General features: G+C 71.6%; 19 protein-coding genes. 13 read left to right on the top strand and 6 right to left on the bottom strand.

The window, feature by feature from the left end:
• The first annotated feature begins 44 nt into the window (after window positions 1-44).
• The 4 genes from A6A27_RS13020 to A6A27_RS13005 are packed head-to-tail and all read left to right on the top strand — an operon-like array spanning window position 45 to window position 4,008.
• Window positions 45-971 (top strand): ABC transporter permease, encoded by a 927-nt coding sequence (locus tag A6A27_RS13020; RefSeq protein WP_073834841.1) that lies wholly within the window; start codon window positions 45-47, stop codon window positions 969-971.
• The gene (locus tag A6A27_RS13015) at window positions 964-1,944 is read left to right on the top strand and encodes an ABC transporter permease (protein WP_073834840.1); all 981 of its coding nucleotides are present in this window, start codon (window positions 964-966) and stop codon (window positions 1,942-1,944) included. The genes A6A27_RS13020 and A6A27_RS13015 overlap by 8 nt, the downstream gene beginning before the upstream one ends.
• Before the next feature lie 26 nt (window positions 1,945-1,970).
• Window positions 1,971-2,999 carry an ABC transporter ATP-binding protein gene (locus tag A6A27_RS13010; RefSeq protein WP_073834959.1) on the top strand — a complete coding sequence of 343 codons (1,029 nt, stop codon included), beginning with the start codon at window positions 1,971-1,973 and terminating at the stop codon, window positions 2,997-2,999.
• Complete coding sequence (locus A6A27_RS13005; RefSeq protein WP_073834839.1) at window positions 2,992-4,008, top strand: ABC transporter ATP-binding protein; 1,017 nt, start codon at window positions 2,992-2,994, stop codon at window positions 4,006-4,008. Before A6A27_RS13010 ends, A6A27_RS13005 begins: the two co-directional genes overlap by 8 nt.
• A gap of 67 nt (window positions 4,009-4,075) precedes the next feature.
• Here A6A27_RS13005 and A6A27_RS13000 read toward each other — a convergent pair whose 3' ends face one another.
• A complete protein-coding gene (locus A6A27_RS13000) occupies window positions 4,076-4,429 on the bottom strand; it encodes a chorismate mutase (RefSeq protein WP_073834838.1) in 354 nt (117 codons plus the stop codon).
• A gap of 295 nt (window positions 4,430-4,724) precedes the next feature.
• Here A6A27_RS13000 and pcrA point away from each other — a divergent pair, with 295 nt between their 5' ends.
• A complete protein-coding gene (gene pcrA, locus A6A27_RS12995) occupies window positions 4,725-7,124 on the top strand; it encodes a DNA helicase PcrA (protein ID WP_073834837.1) in 2,400 nt (799 codons plus the stop codon).
• A 55-nt stretch (window positions 7,125-7,179) separates the two neighbouring features.
• Here pcrA and A6A27_RS12990 read toward each other — a convergent pair whose 3' ends face one another.
• Window positions 7,180-7,977, bottom strand: a complete 798-nt coding sequence (locus A6A27_RS12990) for a M23 family metallopeptidase (protein ID WP_073834836.1) — start codon at window positions 7,975-7,977, stop codon at window positions 7,180-7,182.
• A 251-nt stretch (window positions 7,978-8,228) separates the two neighbouring features.
• Window positions 8,229-8,942 (bottom strand): M23 family metallopeptidase, encoded by a 714-nt coding sequence (locus A6A27_RS12985; RefSeq protein WP_073834835.1) that lies wholly within the window; start codon window positions 8,940-8,942, stop codon window positions 8,229-8,231.
• Between the two features lie 475 nt (window positions 8,943-9,417).
• On the opposite strand from A6A27_RS12985, the gene A6A27_RS12980 reads away from it, so the two are divergent.
• The 3 genes from A6A27_RS12980 to sucD all read left to right on the top strand — a co-directional run bounded on the left by A6A27_RS12980 (window position 9,418) and on the right by sucD (window position 12,358).
• Complete coding sequence (locus tag A6A27_RS12980) at window positions 9,418-9,822, top strand: cobalamin B12-binding domain-containing protein (RefSeq protein WP_073834834.1); 405 nt, start codon at window positions 9,418-9,420, stop codon at window positions 9,820-9,822.
• A 467-nt stretch (window positions 9,823-10,289) separates the two neighbouring features.
• The gene (sucC, locus tag A6A27_RS12975; RefSeq protein ID WP_073834833.1) at window positions 10,290-11,468 is read left to right on the top strand and encodes an ADP-forming succinate--CoA ligase subunit beta; all 1,179 of its coding nucleotides are present in this window, start codon (window positions 10,290-10,292) and stop codon (window positions 11,466-11,468) included.
• Between the two features lie 2 nt (window positions 11,469-11,470).
• Entirely contained in the window at window positions 11,471-12,358 is an 888-nt protein-coding gene (sucD, locus tag A6A27_RS12970; RefSeq protein ID WP_073834832.1) for a succinate--CoA ligase subunit alpha, read from the top strand.
• Window positions 12,359-12,462: 104 nt separating this feature from the next.
• Here the strand turns inward: sucD and A6A27_RS12965 are convergent, their stop codons facing one another.
• Window positions 12,463-12,729, bottom strand: a complete 267-nt coding sequence (locus tag A6A27_RS12965) for a hypothetical protein (RefSeq protein ID WP_073834831.1) — start codon at window positions 12,727-12,729, stop codon at window positions 12,463-12,465.
• A gap of 157 nt (window positions 12,730-12,886) precedes the next feature.
• Between A6A27_RS12965 and A6A27_RS12960 the strand changes: the two genes are divergently transcribed.
• Window positions 12,887-14,236, top strand: coding sequence for a cell division protein PerM (locus A6A27_RS12960; protein WP_073834830.1), 1,350 nt, complete (start codon window positions 12,887-12,889; stop codon window positions 14,234-14,236).
• 117 nt (window positions 14,237-14,353) lie between these two features.
• On the opposite strand, the gene A6A27_RS12955 is transcribed toward A6A27_RS12960, so the two are convergent.
• Entirely contained in the window at window positions 14,354-15,025 is a 672-nt protein-coding gene (locus tag A6A27_RS12955; protein ID WP_073834829.1) for a DUF4190 domain-containing protein, read from the bottom strand.
• 245 nt (window positions 15,026-15,270) lie between these two features.
• Here A6A27_RS12955 and purN point away from each other — a divergent pair, with 245 nt between their 5' ends.
• The 4 genes from purN (at window position 15,271) to A6A27_RS12935 (ending at window position 21,062) form a co-directional block, all read left to right on the top strand.
• The gene (gene purN / locus A6A27_RS12950; protein ID WP_073834828.1) at window positions 15,271-15,891 is read left to right on the top strand and encodes a phosphoribosylglycinamide formyltransferase; all 621 of its coding nucleotides are present in this window, start codon (window positions 15,271-15,273) and stop codon (window positions 15,889-15,891) included.
• Window positions 15,888-17,459: a bifunctional phosphoribosylaminoimidazolecarboxamide formyltransferase/IMP cyclohydrolase gene (purH, locus tag A6A27_RS12945; RefSeq protein WP_073834827.1), complete on the top strand. Its 1,572-nt coding sequence runs from the start codon at window positions 15,888-15,890 to the stop codon at window positions 17,457-17,459. Before purN ends, purH begins: the two co-directional genes overlap by 4 nt.
• 256 nt (window positions 17,460-17,715) lie before the next feature.
• Entirely contained in the window at window positions 17,716-18,246 is a 531-nt protein-coding gene (locus A6A27_RS12940) for a hypothetical protein (protein ID WP_073834826.1), read from the top strand.
• A gap of 182 nt (window positions 18,247-18,428) precedes the next feature.
• Window positions 18,429-21,062, top strand: coding sequence for a glycosyl hydrolase (locus tag A6A27_RS12935; RefSeq protein WP_073834825.1), 2,634 nt, complete (start codon window positions 18,429-18,431; stop codon window positions 21,060-21,062).
• A 110-nt stretch (window positions 21,063-21,172) separates the two neighbouring features.
• Here A6A27_RS12935 and A6A27_RS12930 read toward each other — a convergent pair whose 3' ends face one another.
• Complete coding sequence (locus A6A27_RS12930; protein WP_073834824.1) at window positions 21,173-22,198, bottom strand: ABC transporter ATP-binding protein; 1,026 nt, start codon at window positions 22,196-22,198, stop codon at window positions 21,173-21,175.
• Between the last annotated feature and the right edge of the window lie 62 nt (window positions 22,199-22,260).

Below are 22,260 nucleotides of genomic sequence, written 5' to 3'. Positions count from 1 at the left end.
GTGTCGGCCGATCCGACGCGCCCCTTGTCTGGAGGACCACCCCCATGGGCCGTTATCTCTTGAGACGGCTACTGCAACTCGTGCCGGTGTTCATCGGCACGACATTCCTGATCTACTGGCTCGTCTGGTCGGTACCCGGCGACCCGTTCGCCGGCAAGTGCGGCGACCGGGGCTGCCCGGAGAACTTCCGAGCGGTCATGACCGCGAAGTACCACCTCGACGACTCGATCTGGCTGCAGTACGCCAGCTACATGAAGAACCTGTTCCAGGGTGACTTCGGCATCACCTTCGGCGGCCGGGAAATCAGCGACATCATCCTGACGTCGTACCCGAACACGCTGAAGCTGGCGGTGGTGGCGCTGGCCATTGAGGCCGCCATCGGCCTCGGCGCGGGCGTGCTGACCGGTCTCCGGCGCAACGGGTTCCTGGACAACCTGGTCCTGGTCTCCACCCTGTTCCTGATCGCCCTGCCGGTCTTCGTCATCGGCTTCGTACTCCAGTGGCTCCTGGGCGTCAACTGGCACATCGTCCACCCCACCGTCTCCAGCGAGATGCGGATCACCGAGTTGCTCCTGCCCGGCTTCGTCCTGGGCAGCGCCTCGACGGCGTACGTCGCCCGGGTGGCGCGCACCAGCATCGCCGAGAACCGGCGTGCGGACTACGTCCGTACCGCCATCGCCAAGGGCCTGCCCATGCGCCGGGTGGTCGGCGTGCACCTGCTGCGCAACTCGCTCATCCCGGTTGTCACCCTGCTCGGCACCGACCTCGGTGCCCTGATGGGTGGTGCGATCATCACCGAGGGCATCTTCGGTATCAACGGCATCGGCCGCCAGGTGCTCCGCGCCATCGTCACTAAGGAGAGCGCTACCGTTGTCGGCATCGTGGTGGTGCTGGTCGTCGTGTATCTGGTGATGAACCTGCTGGTGGACCTGCTCTACGCCGCCCTGGACCCGAGGATTCGCTATGAGTGACCCGAGCGCCGCATCGCTTGTCAGCACCCCCCGCCCCGAGCAGCCGTCCGAGGCCGGCGCGCCGGTCAACGCCGGGCTCCCGGAGAGCGCGCAGAAGCAGCAGAAGCCACGCGGCCTGCTCGGTGACGCCTGGATCGACCTGCGCCGCAAGCCGCTGTTCTGGATCTCCGCCACGCTCATCGTGATCTTCGTGCTGATGGCGGCCTTTCCGTCGCTGTTCACCTCCGGCGACGCGGTGAACGGCGCGCTGTCCCGCAGCCAGGTGAAGCCCTCGGCCGACGCCTGGTTCGGCTACGACGTGCAGGGCCGGGACGTCTTCGCCCGGACCATCTACGGCGCCCGCGCCTCGATCATGGTGGCGCTGCTCTCCGTGATCGGCACCCTGCTGATCGGCGGTACGATGGGCATCATCGCCGGCTATCGCGGCGGCTGGGTGGACGCGTTGCTCTCCCGGATCGCGGACATCTTCTTCGGCCTGCCGTTCGTGCTCGGCTCGATCGTCATCCTGACCACCTTCAACGGCTCGGGCTCGGACAACAACGAGTGGACGATCATGGGTCTGGTGATCATGTCGCTGACCGTGCTGAGCTGGCCGGTCGTGATGCGGCTGATGCGCTCCTCGGTGCTGGCCACCAAGGAGGCCGACTACATCGTCGCGGCGCGCGCGCTGGGCGCCGGCACCGGCCGCATCATCCTCAAGCACCTGCTGCCGAACTGCCTCGCCCCGCTGCTGGTGTACGGGACGATCATGGTCGGCTCTTTCATCGGCGCCGAGGCCACCCTGTCCTTCCTGGGCATCGGCCTGAAGACGCCCGTCGTGTCCTGGGGCATCATGATCAGCGAGGCGCAGAACTACATTCGGGTCTCGCCCTACCTGCTGTTCTTCCCCGCCGCGTTCCTCGTCACCGCCGTGCTGAGCTTCGTCATGCTTGGCGAGGCGGTCCGCGAGGCCCTCGACCCGAAGCTCCGATAGGGGAGATTCAGTTGTCCGACATTCTCGTGTCCGAGCAGTCCGCGCCGGGCGCCGACGGATCCGGCCGTCCCTCGGGCCGCCTGCTCGAGGTTGACGACCTGCGGGTCGAGTTCCGCACGCGGGACGGCGTCGCCAAGGTCATCAACGGGGTGACGTACCACGTCGACGCGGGGGAGACCCTCGCCGTGCTCGGCGAGTCCGGCTCCGGCAAGAGCGTCACCGCGCAGACCATCATGGGCATCCTCGACACTCCGCCCGGCTTCGTCACCGGTGGCCAGGTCCGCTTCCACGGCAAGGACATGCTCAAGATGTCCGCCGAGCAGCGGCGCCGCATCCGCGGCGAGGGCATTGCGATGATCTTCCAGGACTCGCTCTCCGCCCTCAACCCGGTTTTCACCGTCGGGTTCCAGATCGCCGAGCAGTTCCGCGTCCGGCGTGGCATGAGCCGCTCGGACGCCAAGAAGCGCGCGATCGAGATGCTCGACCAGGTGAAGATCCCGAACGCCAAGGGCCGGTTCAGCAACTACCCGCACCAGTTCTCCGGCGGCATGCGGCAGCGCGCCATGATCGCGATGTCGCTGGCGCTGGACCCGGAGGTGCTGATCGCCGACGAGCCGACCACCGCGCTGGACGTGACCGTGCAGGCCCAGATCATGGACCTGCTCGGCGAGCTCCAGCGGGAGCGGCAGATGGGCATGATCCTGATCACCCACGACCTCGGTGTGGTCGCCGACGTCGCGGACCGGATCGCGGTGATGTACGCCGGCCGGATCGTCGAGGAAGCAAACGTGTACGACCTGTACGCCAAGCCGGCGCACCCGTACACCCTCGGCCTGCTCAACTCGATCCCCCGGCTGGACGAGAAGGGGCAGGAGCTCCGCACCATCAAGGGCCTCCCGCCGAACCTGATGAACATCCCGTCGGGCTGCCCGTTCAACCCGCGCTGCCCCATGGCGCAGCCGGTGTGCCGGGAGAAGTTGCCCCCGCTGCTGCAGATCGGCAGCGGCCGGGCCAGCGCCTGCCACTTCGCCGAGGAGCTCGTGAACCGTGACTGAGAACATCATCGAGGTCCGTGACCTGGTCAAGCACTACCCCGTGACCCGGGGCATCGTGTTCAAGAAGACCACCGGTCACGTCAAGGCGGTCGACGGCGTCTCCTTCGACCTGAAGGCCGGCGAGACCCTGGGCGTGGTGGGCGAGTCCGGCTGCGGCAAGTCGACGCTCGCCCGGGTCCTGATGAACCTGGAGCGGCCGACCAGCGGCCAGGTGCTCTACAAGGGGCAGGACATCTCCAAGCTGTCCGGTGGCGCGCTGCGGCGCCTGCGCCGGCAGATCCAGCTGGTGATGCAGGACCCGTACACCTCGCTGAACCCGCGGATGACGGTCGGTGACCTGATCGGCGAGCCGTTCGAGATCCACCCCGAGGTGGCGCCGCGCGGCAGCCGCCGGACCAAGGTCAAGGAGCTGCTCGACCTGGTCGGCCTGAACCCGGAGCACATCAACCGGTACCCGCACCAGTTCTCCGGCGGCCAGCGGCAGCGCATCGGCATCGCCCGGGCGCTCGCCCTGCGGCCCGAGGTCATCGTCTGCGACGAGCCGGTGTCGGCCCTGGACGTGTCGATCCAGGCGCAGGTGATGAACCTGCTGGAGAAGCTTCAGGCCGAGTTCGGTCTGTCGTACGTCTTCATCGCCCACGACCTGTCGGTCGTGCGTCACCTCTCCGACCGGGTCGCCGTGATGTACCTGGGCAAGATGGTGGAGGTCGGCACCGAGGACGAGATCTACGAGCGGCCGACCCACCCGTACACCCAGGCGCTGCTGTCGGCGGTGCCGGTGCCGGACCCGACGCTGCGGGACAACAAGGCGATCATCCGGCTTACCGGTGACGTCCCCTCGCCGATCAGCCCGCCCTCGGGCTGCCGGTTCCGCACCCGGTGCTGGAAGGCGCAGGACCTCTGCGCCCAGGAGGTGCCGCTGCTCCAGATCCGCCCGGGCTCGGACCACCCGAGCGCCTGCCACTTCGCCGAGCGGCGGGAGATCGTGCCCGCCCACGAGGTGGCCTGATCGATCCGAACCGCCTGCCGGCGGCAGCTCGATGCCGGCAGGCGGTTCGTCATGTCCGGCGACTTCCTCACAGCGGGCCACGGCCGGCGCGGAGCAGCAGCAGCGCGAGTTGGGTGCCGTCCGCGCCGAGCGCCTCCCGGAACCGCTCCAGGATCTCCCGCTCCCGGGACAGCACGAGGCGGGTGCCGCCGGAGGCCATCCGGGTGGCCCCGACCTCCTGGGACAGCCCGGCCCGCTCCTGCCAGAGGGCGATGATCGTGCGGTCGATCTCGTCGATCCGTTCGCGGATGGCCACGATCCGCTCGGCGGCCGCCGAGTCGTCGGTGCCGGTCCGCGCCGCAGCGGCCCCGGTCGGTTCGGTGTCGCCGGTCCGGTCGTGTCGCGCCGGGCTGCCGCTGGACTCCACCACGTCAGTCATCATCGTCGTACCCTTCGGGTCTCGGGCCCGGTGCCCGGATCCCGGGACGAAAAAGCCCCGGGCTCCAGGAGCCCGGGGCTTTCGCAGGTCTGTGATCAGGCGCGACCTACGGCTGCCGGACTCCCGGTGCCGTAGTAAAAGTAGAAGCGCTGACCGAACACGTCGTCGAGTATGCCGACCGGCGGGCCCGGCGCGCAAGGAAACCCGCCAAGAGATGGGATGGGGCACTGACGGCTTTGTCTCGTCCGGGCCGGCGTGGGCGGGAAGTGTCCGCCGGGCGGCATAGACTCGCCGTGCGATGCATCCTCTCTTCGACATTCCCGCGCCCCCGCCCGCGCCGGAGTCCCGCCCGGCCCCGTCACGCCGGCCCGGGGCCGTCCGGCCGGACCCGCAGGCACTCCTCGACGGGTTGAACGGTCCCCAGCGGGACGCGGTCACCCACGCCGGTTCCCCACTGCTGATCGTGGCCGGCGCCGGCTCCGGCAAGACCCGGGTGCTGACGAACCGGATCGCGTACCTGCTCGCCGCGCGGGACGTGCACCCGGGCGAGATCATTGCGATCACCTTCACCAACAAGGCCGCTGGCGAGATGAAGGAGCGGGTGGCCGCGCTGGTCGGCCCGCGCGCCCGGTTGATGTGGGTGTCGACCTTCCACTCGGCCTGCGTCCGGATCCTGCGCGCCGAGCACGAGCACGCCGGGCTCAAGTCCACCTTCTCGATTTACGACGCGGACGACTCGCGCCGGTTGATGCAGCTGGTCGCCCGCGAGCTGGACCTGGACCCGAAGCGCTACCCGGCGCGCGGCCTGGCGGCCCAGGTCTCCAACCTGAAGAACGAGCTGGTCGACCCGGAGGCGTTCGCCGCCCGGGCCAAGGGCCCCAACGAGCGGGCCCTGGCCGAGGCCTACACGCTCTACCAGCGGCGGTTGCGCGAGGCGCACGCGCTGGACTTCGACGACCTGATCATGACCACGGTGCACCTGCTCCAGTCGCACCCGCACGTCGCGGAGAGCTACCGGCGCCGGTTCCGGCACGTGCTGGTGGACGAGTACCAGGACACCAACCACGCCCAGTACGTGCTGATCAAGGAGCTGGTCTCCGGCACCGAGGGGATTCCGCCGGCCGAGCTGTGCGTGGTGGGTGACGCCGACCAGTCGATCTACGCGTTCCGGGGCGCGACCATCCGCAACATCCTCGAGTTCGAGCGCGACTTCACCGACGCCCGGACGATCCTGCTGGAGCAGAACTACCGCTCCACCCAGACCATCCTCAACGCCGCCAACGCGGTGATCGACCGGAACACCTCCCGCAAGCCGAAGCGGCTGTGGAGCGACGCCGGAGCCGGCGAGCAGATCGTCGGCTACGTGGCCGACACCGAGCACGCCGAGGCGGACTGGGTGGCGCGGGAGATCGACCGGCTGGTCGACCAGGGTGACACCCGCCCCGGCGACGTCGCGGTCTTCTACCGCACCAACGCCATGTCCCGGGTTTTCGAGGAGGTGTTCATCCGGGTCGGCCTGCCGTACAAGGTGGTCGGTGGGGTGCGCTTCTACGAGCGCAAGGAGGTCCGCGACGCGCTGGCCTACCTGCGCGCGGTGGTCAACGACGACGACACGGTCAGCCTGCGGCGGATCCTCAACACCCCGCGCCGGGGCATCGGCGAGCGGGCCGAGGCGTGCGTGGAGGCCCTGGCCAGCCGGGACCGGATCTCCTTCGGTGCGGCGCTGCGCCGGGCCAAGGACGCACCCGGGATCTCCACCCGGGCCGCCAACGGCATCGCCGAGTTCGTCGCGCTCCTCGACTCGGCGCGCGAGCTGGCCGCGACCGGCACCCCCGAGGACGTGCTGGAGGCCCTGCTGACCCGCTCGGGCTACCTCAGCGAGCTGGAGGAGAGCCTGGATCCGCAGGACGCCGGCCGGGTGGACAACCTTCAGGAGTTGGTCAGCGTCGCCCGCGAATACACCGAGCGGATCGAGGCGCTGGGCGAGGAGGAGGAGCGGGCCACGGTGGCCGGGTTCCTGGAGCAGGTGGCGCTGGTCGCCGACGCCGACCAGGTCCCCGCCGACGACCCCGAGCACCAGGGCGTGGTCACCCTGATGACGCTGCACACGGCGAAGGGCCTGGAATTCCCGGTGGTCTTCCTCAGCGGCCTGGAGGACGGCGTCTTCCCGCACCTGCGCTCGCTCGGCGACAACCGGGAGCTGGAGGAGGAGCGGCGACTGGCGTACGTGGGCATCACCCGGGCCCGGCAGCGCCTCTACCTGTCCCGGGCGGTCACCCGGTCGGCCTGGGGGGCGCCGGCGTACAACCCGGCGTCGCGCTTCCTGGAGGAGCTGCCGCCGGAGCTGGTCCGCTGGGAGCGCCTCGAGGCCTCGTACACCTCGTGGGCCGGCGGTGGCGGCGGCGTCGGCGGCCGCGCGGATCGCGCGCCCGGCGGCCGGGGCGGCTTCACCGGGGGTACGCCGAAGGCGACCCAGCTCGCGAAGCGGCTCGGGGTGGACGCCAGCCGGCTGTCCACGGCCAGCGAGCTGCGGCAGGCGCCGAAGGTGTCGGTGGGGGACCGGGTCAACCACCAGCGCTACGGGCTGGGTCGGGTGCTGGCCGTCGAGGGGCACGGCCCGGGCGCCCGGGCGCAGATCGACTTCGGCGACCAGACCATGTGGCTGGTGCTCCGGCACGCCCCGATCGACAAGCTCTGACGGCGGGGCCCGGCCCGGCGGGTGCCGGACCGGGCCCCTCCTCGTGCCGTGGCCGTCAGCAGGCCACGTCGATGCCCCGGGCGCGCAGGAACGGCGCCGGGTCGATCTGGTTCCACATGGCGCCCTGGTGCACCTCGAAGTGCAGGTGCGGGCCGGTGGCGTCGCCGGTGGCGCCCTCGTAGCCGATGACCTGGCCGGCGCTCACCTTGTCGCCGACGCTCACGATCAGCTGGCTCTGGTGCCCGTAGTGGGTCAGGTAGCCGTTGTGGTGGTCGATGAAGACCGAGTTGCCGTACCCGTCGCCGGCGTCACCGGCCTTGACCACGGTGCCGGCCGTAGCCGCGTGGATCGGGGTGCCCGCGGGCATCGCGAAGTCGATTCCGGCGTGCAGGGTGCCCCACCGCGGCCCGTAGCAGGAGGTGATCGTGGCACCCTTCATCGGGATGACCCAGGCGGGCTTCGGCGGGACGATCTTCTTCGGTTTCGGTTTCGGCTTCGGCTTGGCGGTGGCCGTCCTCGTCGGCGTGGGGTTGGCCGCAGTCGGGCTCGGCGACGGGCTGGCCGGGTTGGCCGACGGGGTGACCGGGGCGGTCGACTCGCGGACGGAGCGGTCGGCGCGGGCGGCCTCCTCGGCGCGGGCCTGGGCGTCGAAGTCGACGGCGGCCGGGGCCGGGGTGCCGTGGTCGGCGGTGGCGACGGAGACGCCGCCGAAGCCGAGGCTGACCAGGGCGACCGCGCCGAGGACCAGGTAGGTGGCACGGCGACCCGTGCTCGCGCGCCGCCGATGCCGGGCGGGGGCGTCCGGGGTTTTCTCGTTCTGGCTGGAGCTGGCTTCCTGCACGGGGACCTTCATCAGTCGAGGGGCACGTGACCTCGAAATACTGGTGTCGGCTCCGGTCGTGGCGGGTACTGGGTGCGGTAGGCCGGGCCGGACCGGTGATCGATCGTGTCCGGGTTAAGCCCGTTTGAGTGCGACTTGTTAAAAAAAGGATCATGCGTGGTGGTGGCGCTGCTCACACTTCCCGCTGTGACCCAGCCAACTTTGCGCCAACGAAAAACCGCCCAGATCATGCGATCCGGGCGGTCAATGCACGATGCGCAGCGTCAGGACGCAGGCGTCTCACTGTAAATTGTCTCGATTTCCATCTGGATGTCCACTCCGCGCTTCATCAGCCACGGCACCGGGTCCTGCGGCTGGCCGTTGACATGGATCTCCAGGTGCAGGTGGGAGCCGTAGGAGTGGCCGGTGTTGCCGACCAGGCCGAGCTGGTCGCCGGCCTTGACCTGCTGGCCCTCCTTGACGCTGACCGCGGAGGAGTGACCGTAGATGGTTTCGCTGCCGTCCGGGTGCTGGACGATCACCGCGTAGCCGTAGCCGCCGAACCAGCCCGCCTTGGTGACCTTGCCGCTGTGGATCGCGGTGTACGGCGTGCCCTCCGGGGCGACCAGGTCGATGCCGGTGTGCAGCTTGCCCCAGCGCACGCCGTAGGGCGCGTTGAAGTCGTATCCGTGCAGGGGCAGCAGCCAGGTGTCCTGCTCGGTCGCGGCCTTGCTCTGCCCGCGGTCGGCACGGGTCGCCACGTCAGCGCTGTCGGCGCGGCTCGCCACGTCCTGGCTGGTGATCGAGGCCTGCTTGAGCTCGTCGATGGCCGACGGGCTGACGCTCTTGGCGTCCGGGAGGGCGTTCGCGCCGAGGGCGACGATGCCGGCTCCCACGAAAGCGGTCGTAACGACCGCCGCGTAGCGGCTCCGCGGGGGGGTGGGTACGCGGCGTCGACCGCGATATCTATCGGGCTCAGACGACAGGCGCTGGCGCACGCACACCCTCCGTTGTCGGGGATCCGATGCGACCTCCTGCCGTTCGATGAAGCTCCGTCGAACGTCCGGTGGCCGCGTCGTCACCCGTCCGTGGACCTGATGACAACCGTGGACACGTTAGCCAACAGCCACACTGGTCACAAGCCAAAGCGCCGAAATGGTGTTTCTTTCTGTCCCTTTACATCCGCTCTTGTCATGTCTCGTGCCGCCGGTTGGAGGGCCCGATCACTGTCCGTTCGTCGCGGACAGTGACCGTTCGGCGGAGGCGTCCGGCTTTCGGCGTACGGGGGCGCGCGGTAGTGGGCGCGGTGCTCCAGGTGACTGCCGCCCGGGTTCCACGCGTCGGATCCGCCTGGCGCGGGCGCGGTCGTATGAGACAGGCCCCAACGGTGCCGGCCCGGGTTCCCGGCACCCGACCGGGCGGGTTACCGTTCGTTCAGGTGACAGTGCCGTAGCCGGTGAAAGGTGTGCGCTGATGAGCTCTCGTATCCGGGTCGTCGTCGCGAAGCCCGGCCTGGACGGCCACGACCGGGGCGCGAAGGTCGTCGCGCGTGCCCTGCGGGACGCCGGCATGGAGGTCATCTACACCGGGCTGCACCAGACCCCGGAGCAGATCGTGGAGACCGCCATCCAGGAGGACGCCGACGCGGTCGGCCTCTCCGTGCTCTCCGGCGCGCACATGACGCTCTTCAAGCGGGTGCTGGAGTTGCTCGCCGAGCGCGACGCGGCCGACATCGTGGTCTTCGGCGGTGGCATCATCCCGGACGCCGACATCCCCGAGCTGGAGCGGCTCGGCGTCGCCAAGATCTTCACCCCGGGCGCCACCACCCAGTCGATCGTCGAGTGGGTCCGGGAGAACGTCGCCCAGCCGGTCGCCTGACCCGGGTCGCGCCCGGTCCTCGACCGGTGTTCGCGTGAGCGGCGGTAAAGAAGGATGCCGGGCGGACGCGACCGGGGAACTCCGGACAGGGGGAGGGGCCGGACGCACCCCTCACACGCCCGGCCCCTCTATGCACGATGCCCCGCCGCCACCCCTCGACCGACAGGGCATCGGCCGCTCCCGTCGCCGCGCTGTACCAGCGCTCCGACATCAGACTCAACGACGCCCCCACCGGGCGGTTACGCCTCTTCCGTAAATCCCCCGGATGGCTGATCCGCCCGCCGGAATGAGCGGGAACGGCGGCTGTGCATTACGGCACACCGCGCACCCGCTCGGTTGCCCCTGGTTCCCATCTCGTTAGGCTGCGGCAAATGGCCTGTCTCATCTGATGACAGGCGTCAAACTTATTTTCCAACGCTGGTGGCGGCGCGAGGGCGCGCCGCGGAGACGGGACGGGACGCGCAATCGTGGACCTGTACGAGTACCAGGGGCGGGACCTGTTCGAGCGGCACGGCTTGCCCGTGCTCGCCGGCGGCGTCGCCACTACCCCGGAGGAGGCCCGCGCGATCGCCGAACGCCTCGGCGGCCGAGTGGTCGTCAAGGCGCAGGTGAAGGTCGGCGGCCGTGGCAAGGCCGGCGGGGTCAAGCTGGCCGAGGGCGCGGAGGAGACGGTGGCCCGGGCCACCGACATCCTCGGCATGGACATCAAGGGTCACACGGTCCACAAGGTCATGATCACCGTGACCGCGGACGTGGCCGAGGAGTACTACTTCTCCTACCTGCTCGACCGGGCGAACCGTACCTTCCTCTGCATCGCCAGCGTGGCCGGCGGCATGGACATCGAGCAGGTCGCGGCCGAGACCCCGGAGAAGGTGGTCAAGGCTCCGATCGACGCCAACGTCGGCGTGGACGAGGCGAAGGCGCGCGAGATCGTGACCGCGGCCGGCTTCCCCGCCGAGGTGGCCGACCAGGTCGTCGAGGTCGCGGTGAAGCTGTGGCAGGCGTTCGTCGCCGAGGACGCCACGCTGGTCGAGGTGAACCCGCTGGCCAAGACCAAGGGCGGCAAGCTGCTGCTGCTGGACGCCAAGATCAGCCTGGACGAGAACGCCGCGTTCCGGCACCCGGACCACGAGGCCCTGGTCGACCAGGCCGCGGTGGACCCGCTGGAGCAGGCCGCCAAGGAGAAGGACCTCAACTACGTCAAGCTCGACGGCGAGGTCGGCATCATCGGCAACGGTGCGGGCCTGGTCATGTCCACCCTCGACGTGGTGGCGTACGCGGGCGAGCGGCACGGCGGCGTCAAGCCGGCCAACTTCCTCGACATCGGCGGTGGCGCGAGCGCCGCGGTGATGGCGAACGGCCTGGAGATCGTGCTCTCCGACCCCTCGGTCAAGAGCGTCTTCGTCAACGTCTTCGGCGGTATCACCGCCTGCGACGCGGTCGCCAACGGCATCGTGCAGGCGCTGGCGCTGCTCGAGCAGCGCGGCGAGCAGGTCACCAAGCCGCTCGTGGTCCGCCTCGACGGCAACAACGCGGAGGCCGGCCGGGCGATCCTCGACGGCGCGAACAACCCGCTGATCGAGCGGGTCGACACCATGGACGGCGCGGCCGAGCGGGCCGCCGAGCTGGCGGCTGCGGGGGTCTGATCATGGCTATCTGGCTGACCAAGGACTCGAAGGTCATCGTGCAGGGGATGACCGGTTCCGAGGGTTCCAAGCACACCCGGCGGATGCTCGCCGCCGGCACCAACGTGGTCGGTGGCGTCAACCCGCGCAAGGCGGGCCAGACCGTCGACTTCGACGGCACCGAGCTGCCGGTGTTCGCCACCGTCGCCGACGCCATGAAGGAGACCGGGGCGGACGTCACGGTCATCTTCGTGCCGCCGCAGTTCACCAAGGCCGCGGCCATCGAGGCGATCGACGCCGGCATCGAGCTGGCCGTGGTGATCACCGAGGGCGTGCCGGTGCACGACACCGCCGCGCTCTGGGCGTACAACGTGGCGCAGGGCGAGCGGACCCGGATCATCGGCCCGAACTGCCCGGGCATCGCCTCGCCGGGCGCCTCCAACGCCGGCATCATCCCGGCCGACATCACCGGCAGCGGCCGGATCGGCCTGGTCAGCAAGAGCGGCACGCTGACCTACCAGATGATGTACGAGCTGCGCGACATCGGCTTCTCGACCTGCGTCGGCATCGGCGGTGACCCGATCATCGGCACCACCCACATCGACGCGCTGGCCGCGTTCGAGGCGGACCCGGAGACCGACGCCATCGTGATGATCGGTGAGATCGGCGGTGACGCCGAGGAGCGGGCGGCCGAGTTCATCAAGGCCAACGTCACCAAGCCGGTGGTCGGCTACATCGCCGGCTTCACCGCCCCGCCCGGCAAGACCATGGGCCACGCCGGCGCGATCATCTCCGGCTCGGCGGGCACCGCCGACGCGAAGAAGGCGGCGCTGGAGGCGGTCGGCGTGAAGGTCGGCAAGACGCCGACCGAGACCGCCAAGCTGATGCGGGAGATCATGTCCGGCCGCTGAGCTGCCGGGTCACGTACCGCGGGGGTCGACCGGGTCCGGTCGACCCCCGCGGGCTTGTGGCGCGGCGCTTGGGCGGGCGAGTCCGGTGCGGCCGGCCCGGCGGATCAGCGGTACCAGTAGGGGTAGTGGGCGCCCCGAGCCCGGACGATCGCGCTGGCGATGAGGTTGATGACGCCCAGCGCGACGGCCAGCCAGCCGAGCAGTTGCGAACGCCCGAAACGCCGAGCGTCCCGGATCGACAGGTAGCCGAAGACGATGCCTAGGATGCCGCAGCAGAGCAGGCCGAGGACGATCCCTAGCACGCCCCAGAGAGTGGTCCGGTCCCGGCCGGGGGCCGGCGGCGGTGGTGGCGGCGGGTACGGAGCGTTCACGGCTTCCTCCGGACGGACGGGCCGGCGACGAACGGTCACGTCCTGGGCCGAGGCTAACCGGATCGGGGGCGCAGAGCCGGTGGATCAGGGAACTCGCCGCTCCGCCGGAGTGGTATCGGACTGCCGTCGCCCGCGTGACATGCCAGAGTAGAACGCGATGCCACCCGTCACCCCTGACCAGCCCCGCCGTCCCGCCGCCGGTGCCCGGCCGACCGGTCGTGCCCGACCGGTGCCGCGGGTGCCCGCGCCCCGGTCCGGGGAGGGGTCGCGCGGCCGGGCCCCGCTGCCCGTCGCCGCCGGGGTGGCGGCCGGGTGGGCGGCCGTGACGTCCTGGCTGCCGGTCACCCTGGTGCTCGGCCTGGCCCAGCTCAGCGCGGACGCGGGCTCGCTGCCCGGTGCGCTGCGTGCCGGCGCCGCCGGCTGGCTGCTCGGCCACGGGGTGCCGCTGGGCACCTCCGCCGGGCCGCTCGGCCTGGCGCCGCTCGCCCTCACCGCGCTCGCCGTCTGGCGGCTCACCCGCGCCGGCGTGCACGTGAGCCGGGCCATCGGCGCGCGCGGCGGTCGCTCGCCCCGGCAGGCGCTCACCGCCGCCGTCGCCGTCGGCATCGGGTACGCGCTGCTCGGCGCCGTCGCCGCGATCGCGGTCAGGGCCGGCGGCCCGCAGGTGTCCCCGGTCCGGGCGGCGGTGACCTTCTGGATCTTCGGCACGGTGTGCGCACTGGTCGGCGCGGCGCGTACCACGGCCGTGTCGGTGCTGCTGGCCCGGCGCTCCCCGCCGCCGCTGCGGGACGGGGTGCGGGCCGGGCTGGTCGCCGGGCTGCTGCTGCTCGCTGCGGGTGCCGGGGCGGCCGGCCTGTCGGTGGCCACCGGGGGCGGCGACGCGGCCGACATGATCGGCGCGTACCGGACCGGGGTGGCCGGTCAGGCGGGGATCACCCTGGTCAGCCTCGCATACGCCCCGAACGCCACCGTCTGGTCGACCAGTTATCTGCTCGGGCCGGGGTTCGCCGTCGGCAGCGGCACCGCCGTCCAGGTCAGAGAGGTCTCGCTCGGCGCGCTGCCGGCCGTACCGCTGCTGGCCGGGCTGCCGCGCGGCCCGATGGACGGGGCCGGCGCGGGACTGCTCGCGGTGCCGGTGCTGGCCGGGATGGCGGCCGGCTGGCTGCTGGCCCGGCGGCTGCTGCGGGCCGCGACCGACGGGCGGGCGACGGTGGGCTGGCCCGCGCTGCTCGTCCCGGCGGCGCTCGCCGGCCCGGTCGCCGGGGTGCTGCTCGGCCTGGCCGCCGCGCTCTCCGGCGGTCCGCTCGGCGGCGGCCGGATGGCCGAGATCGGCCCGGTCTGGTGGCAGGTGGCCGGGGTGGCGACCCTGGTGGTTGCCGCCGGCGCGCTGGTCGGCGCCGCCGCCACCAAGACCCTCGCCCGCACCGCCACCCCCGCCCCCTCCCGCCCCACCCGCGCCACTCCCACCCGCCCCGCCGCCCCGCGCCCGCCGGCCCCGCCGCGTTGATCAAGAAGTTTGCGTCGGGAGCCCGGACGCAAACTTCTTGATCGAACCGGTCGGAGTGGGCTGGGCAAGGAGAAGGGGGGCGGCCGGCGGTGCCGGACGCCCCCCCCTTCTGGTGGGTCAGGAGCCGAGGTTGCTCAGGTTGATCGCGGCGCCCGCGATGGCGTTGATGATGCCGATGACCACGCCGATGCCGCCGCAGATGAGGCCGGCCTTGGCCTGGCCCGCGTTGGTCGCCAGGCCCTGCTGGGCCTTCTTCTGGCCCATCACGCCGAGCACCACGCCGGCGATGCCGGCCGGAATGCCGAGCAGCGGACAGCAGAGCCCCAGCACGATCGAGGCGATACCGGCGATCATGCCGATCAGGCCGAGGTTGTTGTTCTGCCCCTGCCCCTGCGGCTGGGGGTAGCCCGCGGCCGGGTACGTCGGCGCGGCGCCGTACGGCTGCTGCTGCGCGTACGGGTCCTGGTAGGGCTGCCCGGAGGTCGGCTGGCCGTACGGCTGGCCCGAGGTGGGCTGCTGCCCGTACTGCGGCGCCTGCGGGGGCTGGGCGTACGGGTCGGGCTGCTGGCCGTACGGCTGGCCCGAGGTGGGCTGCTGCCCGTACTGCGGCGCCTGCGGCGGCTGGGCGTACGGGTCGGGCTGCTGGCCGTACGGCTGGCCCGAGGTGGGCTGCTGCCCGTACTGCGGCGCCTGCGGCGGCTGGGCGTACGGGTCCTGGTGCTGCGGGGAGGTCGGGTTCTGGTTGGGCTGCTGACCGTACGGGTCCTGACCGGGGTAACCGGGCTGCATTGCGGGGTGCTCCTCAAACTGGGGGTCGACGGTCCATGGTCCGTTGCTGCTGCGCATCACTTCGCCCAGCACCGGGACCCCGCGGCGGACGGGCCCGGAACCAAGGTCACGATGCCGACACCGGGCCGGGCCTACGCCAACGAACCGGGCGACGGCAGCGTATCGTGCCCGCACCACCCGGAGATCACCCGCGACGTTCACCGCCCGCACGCTGGACGCCCCGACCTGCCCGATAGGGTGGCCGGGTGACCGAGCCCGCGTCCGTCGCCCGCCTCGTCGTCCTCGTCTCCGGCTCCGGCAGCAACCTCCAGGCGCTGCTGGACGCCACGGCCGACCCCGGCTACGGCGCACGGGTGGTGGCCGTGGGCGCCGACCGGGACGGGATCGCCGGCCTGGACCGGGCCGCCACGGCCGGGGTACCCACCTTTGTGGAGCGGCTGAAGGACCATCCGACCCGCGCCGACTGGGACGCCGCGCTCACCGCCCGGGTCGCCGAGCACCGGCCCGACCTGGTGATCAGCGCCGGTTTCCTCAAGCTGGTCGGCCCGCAGTTCCTGGCCGCGTTCGGCGACCGCTACCTGAACACCCACAACACTCTGCTGCCGGCGTTCCCCGGCATCCACGGCCCCCGGGACGCCCTCGCCTACGGCGTGAAGATCACCGGAGCCACGCTGTTCTTCGTCGACGCCGGGATGGACACCGGGCCGATCGTCGCCCAGGTCGCCGTGCCGGTGCTGGACGACGACGACGAGGAGACGCTCACCGAGCGCATCAAGGAGGCCGAGCGGCGCCAGCTCGTCGAGCAGGTCGGTCGGCTGGTCCGTGAAGGTTGGACGATCACCGGTAGAAAGGTCAGGGTTCCGTGAGCACCACTGAGGACGCGCGCCGCCCGATCCGACGGGCGCTGGTCAGCGTCTACGACAAGACCGGTCTGGTCGAGTTGGCCCGGGCCCTGCACGGGGCCGGGGTGGAGATCGTCTCGACCGGCAGCACGGCGGCCACGATCGCCGGCGCGGGCGTGCCGGTGACCCCGGTCGAGCAGGTGACCGGCTTCCCGGAGATTCTCGACGGCCGGGTCAAGACCCTGCATCCGAAGATCCACGGCGGCCTCCTCGCCGACCTGCGCAAGGACGCGCACGCCGCCCAGCTCGACGAGCACGGCATCGCCGGCATCGACCTGCTGGTGTCCAACCTCTACCCGTTCCAGGCCACGGTCGCCTCCGGCGCCGACCAGGACGAGTGCGTCGAGCAGATCGACATCGGCGGTCCGGCGATGGTCCGGGCCGCGGCCAAGAACCACGCCTCGGTCGCCGTGGTGACCGACCCGGCGGCGTACCCGGCGCTGGCGGCCGCGCTCGCCGAGGGTGGCTTCACGCTGGCCCAGCGGCGGGCCCTCGCCGCCCGGGCCTTCGCCGACATCGCCGACTACGACGTGGCCGTCGCCGACTGGTTCGCGGCCTCCCTGGCGCCGGCCGCCGACGGCTGGCCGGAGTTCGCCGGCCTGGCGCTGCGCCGGCAGGCGGTGCTGCGCTACGGCGAGAATCCGCACCAGGCGGCCGCGCTCTACGCCGACCCGGCGAGCCCGGCCGGGCTGGCGCAGGCGGAGCAGCTGCACGGCAAGGAGATGTCGTACAACAACTACGTCGACGCGGACGCCGCCTGGCGGGCCGCGAACGACTTCCCGGCGCAGCCGGCGGTGGCCATCATCAAGCACGCCAACCCGTGCGGCATCGCGGTCGGCGCGGACGTGGCCGAGGCGCACCGCAAGGCGCACGCCTGCGATCCGGTGTCGGCGTACGGCGGCGTGATCGCGGTCAACCGGCCGGTGAGCGTGGCGCTGGCCCGGCAGGTCGCGGAGATCTTCACCGAGGTCCTGGTGGCTCCCGGCTTCGACGAGGGCGCGGTGGAGATCCTCCAGGCCAAGAAGAACATCCGGCTGCTGCGCGCCCCGGAATTCAACCCGCTGCCGGCCGAGTGGCGGCAGGTCACCGGCGGGGTGCTGGTGCAGTTGCGGGACCGGATCGACGCCGAGGGCGACGACCCGGCCAACTGGCGGCTGGCCACCGGCGAGGCGGCCGACGAGGCGACCCTGCGCGACCTGGTGTTCGCCTGGCGGGCGGTCCGTGCGGTGAAGAGCAACGCGATCCTGCTGGCCAAGGACGGCGCCACCGTCGGCGTCGGGATGGGCCAGGTGAACCGGGTCGACTCGGCGCAGCTCGCGGTCCGCCGGGCTGGTGCCGACCGCGCTCGCGGGGCGGTCTGCGCCTCGGACGCCTTCTTCCCCTTCGCCGACGGCCCCAAGATCCTCGTCGAGGCCGGGGTCCGGGCGATCGTCCAGCCCGGTGGCTCGATCCGCGACGAGGAGACCATCGCCGCCTGCAAGGAGGCCGGGGTGACCATGTACCTCACCGGCACCCGGCACTTCTTCCACTGAGCACCGTCGTCCGGGGGCGCGGCCGGCTGGCCGCGCCCCCGTTGCACGTGCCGGGTCGTCGTCCGATGGCACCGTCACATGGCGGCCGTTGACCAGCCGTAAGTAGGAGCACCTCGCCATTGCCCGCGGGCAAAAGTTGTTGCTAGCGTGGCCCCGGCAGCAAGCGATCGATACTTCTCTCGGCCAGCCCCGTTCGCGGCCCGGGCCCCTCGCGACGCCCGCCCGAGCGGCCCCCTCCTACCGACAGGTCCGCCCCATGCGCGTGTTCGACCGGTTGACCGCCGTCGTCGTGGCGCTGGCGTTCGTCCTGGTCGGTCTCGGGGCGCCCGCCCACGGGGAAACCCCTGGTCCCGGCGCGATGGTCACCGCCGCGCACCGGTCGATCGGCCAGGACCCGCCGTCGGCTCCTGCCCCGGACGGACAGGCCCGGCAACGGCTCCAGCTCGGCACGTCTGACACCGCGCCGCGACCGGGGGCCGTCGTCGATGCTCCGGTCACCACGCCTGGCCGTACGGCCCCGCCCTCCGGCGACTCCCGAGCCGTCGTGGCGCGCCCCGCGCCCCCCGACGCTCCGCCGGACCTGCGGACGGAGGTCCGCGGACACTGTGGTGACCACCGCGCCGGCGTCGTCCCCGCCGACGGACCGGACGATCTCCTCCCGGCCCCGCCCGTGCCCGTCGGCGGCCCGCCCCATCCGGGCCTCGACCCGACCCGCTACCGGCCGCCGGCCCTACCGCTGCCGCCGCGCGGCACCCTGCTCGCCCGCGCCCCGCCGACCGTCGCCTGACCCGCCCGCGCGGCCCGCCCGTCGCCGCCCGCGCGCCCGCCCGTCGCCGCCGACGCGCCGCGGAACAACCGTCGAATCCGGACGATCCGTCCGATCCCGAGCCTGCCCAGGTGGCCATCCGCCGCCCCGGCTTTCCCAGCCCGGGCCACCCGTCCGGGCCCCTTGAATCCCGGAGGATTCACATGTCCAAGTCCCGCTGGCGTAAGCCGGCGACAATCGCGGGCGCGCTGGTGCTGGCCGCCGCGCTCGGTGGCGTCGTCGCCACCAACCACGAGGTGCAGGAGAAGCTCGGCCTGGCCGACGAGCCCGGCGCCAACCTGCCCTGGCACCCCAGGGAGTTCACGGAGATGGCGGCCGGGGAGTCGTCCGAGGAGGCCGGCGAGGAGGCCTTCGAGGCCCGGACCATCGCCGAGCAGTTCGCCCAGGCCCGCTACGCCCCAGGCATCGTCTCGCCGGGCGCGTACTCCAACGCGCTGAGCCAGCTCAACGGGCTCGCCGCCACCAAGGGCACCTGGCGCGAGGTCACCAACATCAAGTACGACGGCGACGACCCGCGCTACCGCGACTACGCGTCGAACTCCTCGGGTGGCGCCGGCCTGGTCACCGGCCGGATCACCGGCCTCGCGGCGGACAACAGCGGCTACGTCTACGCAGCCGGCGCGGACGGCGGCGTGTGGCGCTCCTCGACCGGCGGCGGGAGCTGGACGCCGATCTCGGACGCGCTGCCCACGCTGTCCAGCGGCGGCCTCGTGCAGGCCGCCGACGGTTCGCTCTGGTACGCCACCGGCGAGGCGAACACCGGCGGCACCTCGTACGTCGGCGCCGGCGTCTACCGGCTGGCCAACCCGAAGAGCGGCGCGTTCAAGCCGACCGACCGGGTCGGTGGGACCGAGCTGGAGAGCACGGTCATCAACGAGCTGCGGTTCTTCGACGGGAAGGTCTGGGTCGCCACCAACCGGGGCCTGTTCTCGCACCCGATGAGCAGCACCTCGGGCGCCTGGAAGCTGGAGTTCGCGCCGAACCCGAGCTACCTGCCGGGCGGGGCGAACGCGGGTGACGCGAACGCCGCGTACAAGAACATCGTCAACGACGTGGCGAACGACCCGCGCAAGCCGAAGCACGTGGTGGTGGCCTCGGCCTGGCGTTCCGGCGACACGTACAACGGCTTCTACGAGACCGCCGACTACACCGCCGGGGGCTGGACGAAGGTCAACCCGACCGGCGCCATGCCGGCCGACGACATCGGCTACGTGACGTTCGCCTTCTCCGCCGAAGGCGGCCGGCTGTACGCGATCAACCAGTCGCCGCGGCTGCTCAACAAGCCGGCCGGCAACGTGAACAGCTACCTGGACGGTATCTACGTCGCCAACACCGGCAACCCGGCCGGCCCGTGGAACAAGATCGCCGACTCGTCGAAGCTGGGCAACTCCGGCTCGGCGCTCAAGCAGGCCGTCGGTGGCAAGGGCTACGGCCCGGGCATCCAGGCCTGGTACAACCAGTTCGTCGCGGTGGACCCGGCCAACCCGAACCACCTTTGGGCGGGGCTGGAGGAGGTCTACGAGACGACCGACGCCGGCGCCACCTGGAAGACCGTCGGTCCGTACTGGAACTTCAACTTCTCCTGCTGGAACATCTACGACGCGCAGAACACCTGCAGCAAGACGACCCACTCCGACCAGCACTCGGTGGCGGTCGGCAACGGCTTCGTCTACGTGGGCAACGACGGAGGGGTGTACCGGCGGCCGATCAACGGCAAGACCGATAAGGCCGGGCACGCGACCGACTGGGAGAGCCTCAACGACGGCACCATCGACGCCCTCCAGTACTACGCGGTGGCGGTGGGCAAGGACCCGGCCAGGGCCGGCACGGTCGTCTCCGGCGGCCTGCAGGACAACGGCGTCTCGGTGCTCCGCCCCGGCGACACCGTGATGGGGTCCAACTTCGGCGGTGACGGTGGCGATTCGCTGGCCGACCCGGCCAACGGCTGCCGGCAGGTCCAGGAGTACACCAACCTGGCCATGCGGGTGACCGAGAACTGCAACGAGAACCCCGGCCCCGGCACGGCGAGCACCTCCACCTCGCGGGACATCCGGCCGTACACCTCGCGGCCGGGCGACGAGCCGGCCCGGTTCATCGCGCCGTTCGCGCCGGACGACCACGACGCCAACGTCTGGGTGGCCGGTGGCCAGCACGTCTGGGTGAACACCAAGGGCTACGCCATCCAGAACGGCAAGGGCTGGACGAACGTCTTCGACCTGGGCGCGGGGCACACCGCCACCTCGGTCGCCGTCTCCAACGGCATGGCGTACGTCGGCTGGTGCGGGCCGTGCAACAACGCCGGGTTCGCCCGGGGCGTCGCGGTCGGCAAGGTCGGCGACCCGTCGAGCTGGCACCAGGTCACCCTGCCGGGTGACTTCCCGAACCGGTTCGTGCAGGGCGTCGGGATCGACCCGGCGAACGCCGCGCACGCCTTCCTCGCGATCAACGGGTTCTCCCGCCGGTTCACCGAGGGACCTGGCGCCGGCTTCGGCCACGTCTACGAGACCACCGACGCGGGCGCGACCTGGAAGGACGTCTCGGCGAACCTGCCGGACGTGCCGGCCAGCTCGATCAAGGAGCTGTCCAACGGTGCCCTGGTGCTGGCCACCGACCTGGCCACCCTCTACCGCGCACCCGGCGCCACCAACTGGCAGCGGCTCGGCACCGGCCTGCCGCTGACCGTGGGCATGGACGTCGAGTACAACGCGGTGGACAACTCGGTCTACGTCGCGACCCACGGCCGTGGCATCTGGGCGTTCCCCCTCGCCCAACTCTGACCACGGACGGGTCGGCCGGTCCGTGGGGGCCGGCCGGCCCGTAGGCCGCGACCGCGCAGGCCCCGCCCCCTCTTCCTCCGGGGGCGGGGCCCGCGTCGCGGCCAGCCCGGTCAGGCGGCGGGGCGTACCTCGGCGAAGTGGCAGGCCGAGGGGTGCGGGTCCGCGGCGCGGAGCACCGCGTGCGGCTCCCGGGTGGCGCAGATGTCCTGCGCCTTCCAGCACCGGGTGCGGAACCGGCAGCCGGACGGCGGGTCGGCCGGGCTCGGCACGTCGCCGGTGAGTCGGATGATGCTCCGGGTCGCCCGCGCCTCCGGGTCCGGCACCGGCACCGCCGAGAGCAGCGCCTGGGTGTACGGGTGGGTGGCCCGCTCGTAGATCTCCTGCTCGGTGCCGGTCTCCACGATCTTGCCGAGATACATCACGGCGACCCGGTCCGAGATGTGCCGGACCACCGACAGGTCGTGCGCGATGAAGATGTATGACAACCCGAACTCGTCCTGCAGCTGCTCCAGCAGGTTGATCACTTGGGCCTGGATCGACACGTCGAGCGCGGAGACCGGCTCGTCGCAGACGATGATCTCGGGCCGCAGGGCGAGCGCCCGGGCGATGCCGACGCGCTGCCGCTGGCCGCCGGAGAACTGGTGCGGGTAGCGGTTGACGTGCTCGGGGTTGAGCCCGACCACGTCCAGCAGTTCCTGCACCCGCCGCCGCTTGCTGCCCTTCGGGGCCGCGTCCGGGTGGATGTCGAACGGCTCGCCGATGATGTCGCCGACCGTCATCCGGGGGTTGAGCGAGGTGTACGGGTCCTGCATCACCATCTGCATGTTCCGGCGCAGCCGGCGCAGCTCCGCGCCGGAGGCCCTGAACAGGTCCTTCCCCTCCAGGGTGGCCCGGCCGGCGGTCGGGGTCTCCAGCCGCATGAGCAGCCGGGCCAGGGTGGACTTGCCGCAGCCGGACTCGCCGACCACGCCGAGCGTCTCGCCGCGGCGTAGCTCGAAGCTGACCCCGTCGACCGCCTTGACGGCGCCGACCTTCTTCTTGAACAGCACACCCTGGGTGATCGGGAAGTGCTTGACCAGGTTGTTGACGGAGAGGATCGTCTCGCCACGAACCTTGGTGCTGGCGGGCGCTGTCATCACGGACCTCCTGCGCGAAGTGGCGCGCGCTGGTCCGGCCGTCGCCGACAATGGCCCGGCGC

Source organism: Micromonospora sp. CB01531 (assembly GCF_001905095.1).
GTDB lineage: Bacteria > Actinomycetota > Actinomycetes > Mycobacteriales > Micromonosporaceae > Micromonospora.
This window is presented reverse-complemented; position numbering and strand designations above follow the sequence as displayed.